This window comes from Coprobacter sp. (assembly GCF_982436375.1).
On the sequence record NZ_CEWDCG010000284.1, the window covers coordinates 1 to 2,874 of the forward strand.

Consider the following 2,874-nt stretch of genomic DNA (forward strand, 5'->3'; position numbering starts at 1 on the left):
TTTTTTCCATTACTGCCCCTCTCTCCCGAAAAGCGTGTGCAAAAGTAAGAACTTTTCTATTTACCTCCAATTTTTTTTCGGCCTTTTTTTATATACCCACAATAAATATTTCTATAACTGCCTGTAAATAACTATATTATATACAAAACTTTTTTCGAATAAAAACACCTTCTTTTAAAACGGTAGATCATCTTCACGTCCAATCAAGCGCAAATGAATAAATAATTCAAATGTTATATAACAAGAAAGAAGTATATTTGTAAAAAATGAAACAACACTCAATTATGAATAAATTCCTTTTATATATTTTTTTTACAGGATATTCCATTTTTTATCTGCAAGCCCAAGAAATAAACACCTTATACACTACAAAAGACAGTATTCTAACAGAAAGTCTTTTAAAACAATTCACAAATAAACGATCTTTATCTTCTGTTGAAAAGCAGGTTGTACAAATCGGGAATTTATTTATAGGAACACCTTACGTAAGCAAGACATTGGAAAAGAAGGGGAAAGAGCAACTTGTCGTAAATTTAAGAGAAATGGATTGTACGACATTTGTAGAAACTGTAACAGCATTGATCCTTTCTGTACAAAATAATACATACTCTTTCGGAGATTATTGTTCCAATCTTCAAAAAATCCGCTATCGAAATGGTATTATTAATGAATATCCCTCAAGACTACACTACTTTAGTGATTGGATACAAAACAATATACAAAAAGGTCTTATTAAAGAAGTAACTCCCAAAGAAGGAAGTTTAATACAAAAACAGTCGATAAACTTCATGTCTTCTCATGCCGACAAATATGCTCCATTAACAGAAAATGCATTTTTTTTGAAAGAAATCAAAAATACTGAAAAGCTATTAAGCAATATGACTGTACGATATATTCCTAAAGACAGTTTGAATTCACATAACATCAGCCAAATACATAATGGAGATATTATCGCTATTACAACATCGATAAAAGGATTAGATATTTCTCACGTAGGATTTGCTTATCGGGTGAATGGCAAACTCCACCTTTTGCATGCATCCCTAAACAAAAAACAAGTAATTATTGAAAGTATCCCTCTAAATGAGCAATTACAGCAACATAAATCACAATCCGGTATAAGAGTTCTACGCATCATAGAAAATACAAAAAGTCGATAAGAAAAAATCTTATCGACTTTTGTACTAATCATATCCTTTAAGCTTTTATTCGCTTATACCCATAAACAGCACAACTTCCCAATTCTTCTTCTATACGAAGTAATTGATTATATTTTGCCATACGATCGGAGCGACTTAACGAGCCGGTTTTGATCTGTCCGGCATTCATGGCAACAGCGATATCTGCAATTGTTGCATCTTCAGTCTCTCCCGAACGATGTGAAATTACCGCAGTGTAACCATTACGTTGAGCCATCTCTACCGCTCTTAATGTCTCGGTCAATGTCCCGATCTGATTCACTTTTACCAAAATAGAATTAGCACAACCTAAACGAATGCCTTTCTCCAGATATGCAACATTGGTCACGAAAAGGTCATCCCCCACCAATTGACAATTCCCTCCAATCACGTCCGTCAAAATACGCCATCCGTCCCAATCTTCCTCGGCCATTCCGTCTTCAATGGAATCGATCGGATATTTAGCAACCAAATCCTGCAAATAATCAGCCTGTTGTTGAGAAGTACGTTTCGCGCCATTAGCCCCCTCAAATTTGGTATAATCATAAATTCCATCATGATAAAACTCAGAAGAGGCACAATCCAATGCAATTGTAACGTCTTTACCGGGTTGATAGCCCGCTTTTGTTATTGCCTGCAAAATACTTTCTATAGCATCTTCCGTACCATTCAAGGCAGGAGCAAAACCTCCTTCATCTCCGACAGCCGTACTCAAACCTCTATCATGCAATACTTTCTTAAGAGAATGAAAAACTTCTGCCCCCATTCTCAAACCTTCTCTAAAGCTATTAGCGCCGACAGGACGGATCATAAACTCTTGAAAAGCGATTGGGGCATCAGAATGTGAACCACCATTAATAATATTCATCATAGGAACAGGTAACACATAACTGTTTACTCCACCTATATACCTGTACAAAGGCAAATCCAGATAGGCTGCCCCGGCTTTAGCAACTGCCAAAGACACTCCTAAAATCGCATTAGCTCCCAATTTCGATTTCGTTTCCGTACCATCCAGTTCTATCAGCTTCTGGTCAATGTCTATTTGATTTAATGCACTCATACCGACAAGAACAGGAGCGATTTTTTTATTGATATTTTCAACAGCCTTCAATACACCCTTCCCCATATATCTTTTATTGTCTGCATCACGAAGTTCTAATGCCTCATGGATACCGGTTGATGCACCAGAAGGAACTGCTGCACGTCCCATTACTCCTGACTCGAGCAACACATCTACTTCCACCGTAGGATTTCCACGAGAATCAAGGATCTCACGACCTGTAATTTTAATAATTTTCATACACTTAATGTTTTGAGGTTATATAATTATATTATGCAATTAAACAATTTTTTTTCATAATATGTTTTTGAAAAACATAAAAAAAAGGAATGCTTTAAGAAATTATACTATTACCTCCCCTATTATTGCAGATTATTTTACTCTAGAAGTTATACTCAAATTACTGCAAATAATGATTACAAGGAGTGATAATACATTCTCAAAACATTCCATAAAACTTGTCTAAATTTTGCACAGACTTCTTTCAAAACTATTTTCAAGATCATCTTTTTACCCAAATAAAGGCATACTGGAACAAAAAACAAACTGAAAAGAGAATCCCAAAAGCTGAAAGTATCATTTTCACGAAAAATTCAGACTCGCTCTTAACCCAACACAATAAATATCCCCAAT

At 35.2% G+C, this 2,874-nt stretch carries 2 protein-coding genes; one reads left to right on the forward strand and one right to left on the reverse strand.

All coding sequences use genetic code 11. The annotated features are described in order from the left end of the window. Nucleotides 1-284 precede the first annotated feature (284 nt). Nucleotides 285-1,160 carry an N-acetylmuramoyl-L-alanine amidase-like domain-containing protein gene (locus tag AC1WHX_RS11645; RefSeq protein WP_303115328.1) on the forward strand — a complete coding sequence of 292 codons (876 nt, stop codon included), beginning with the start codon at nt 285-287 and terminating at the stop codon, nt 1,158-1,160. A 37-nt stretch (nt 1,161-1,197) separates the two neighbouring features. On the opposite strand, the gene eno is transcribed toward AC1WHX_RS11645, so the two are convergent. Beyond that, nucleotides 1,198-2,481, reverse strand: coding sequence for a phosphopyruvate hydratase (gene eno / locus AC1WHX_RS11650; protein ID WP_303115325.1), 1,284 nt, complete (start codon nt 2,479-2,481; stop codon nt 1,198-1,200). Nucleotides 2,482-2,874: the final 393 nt, after the last annotated feature.